The organism is Pseudomonas sp. NPDC087358 (assembly GCF_044900785.1).
Lineage (GTDB): Bacteria > Pseudomonadota > Gammaproteobacteria > Pseudomonadales > Pseudomonadaceae > Aquipseudomonas.
The window spans coordinates 1151-1870 of the sequence record NZ_JBJDOA010000030.1 but is presented as its reverse complement, the minus strand read 5'-3'; the positions used below and the strand labels follow the sequence as shown (position 1 = coordinate 1870).

2 pseudogenes are annotated in these 720 nt (G+C 53.5%); both read right to left on the bottom strand.

Going from position 1 to position 720, the window contains the following annotated elements:
• Positions 1–31 precede the first annotated feature (31 nt).
• A pseudogene (locus ACI2KS_RS29575) lies at positions 32–166 on the bottom strand (30S ribosomal protein S10); the annotation flags it as partial.
• Positions 167–304: 138 nt separating this feature from the next.
• Positions 305–720 (bottom strand): annotated as a pseudogene (tuf, locus tag ACI2KS_RS29570) (elongation factor Tu); the annotation flags it as partial.

The following is a 720-nucleotide window of genomic DNA, read 5'->3' as shown; positions in this document are numbered from 1 at the left end:
GCGGAGAAACCAGAACGGTGAACCGCTCTTAACGGGTAGCCAGTGGAATTGGACCACGCACTTGAGCACCAGTACGTTTCGCGGTTTCCACGATTTCCTGGGTGGATTGGTCGATCAGGCGATGATCAAAAGCCTTCAACCTGATACGGATTTGCTGATTTTGCATTGGATTTCAGACTCCAGGCTACTTCCCACCGAGCGCAATACGCCCGTTAAAAGGAGGCGCAATTCTATAGACGGGCTGACTAGGTGTCAACCCAATAAAAAAGCCCCCGCAAGCGGAGGCTTTTTCTTAAATCATCACTTACGCGATGATTTTGGCTACGACGCCAGCGCCGACGGTACGACCGCCTTCACGGATAGCGAAACGCAGACCGTCTTCCATTGCGATTGGCTTGATCAGGGTAACGGAAACTTTAACGTTATCACCTGGCATAACCATTTCTACGCCTTCCGGCAGTTCGCAGCTACCGGTTACGTCGGTAGTACGGAAGTAGAACTGTGGACGGTAGCCTTTGAAGAACGGAGTGTGACGACCGCCTTCTTCTTTGCTCAGGACGTAGATTTCAGCTTCGAACTGAGTGTGCGGCTTGACGGTGCCTGGCTTGACCAGAACCTGGCCACGCTCAACGTCGTCACGCTTGGTGCCACGCAGCAGAACGCCGCAGTTCTCGCCAGCACGACCTTCGTCGAGCAGCTTACGGAACATATCAACACCGG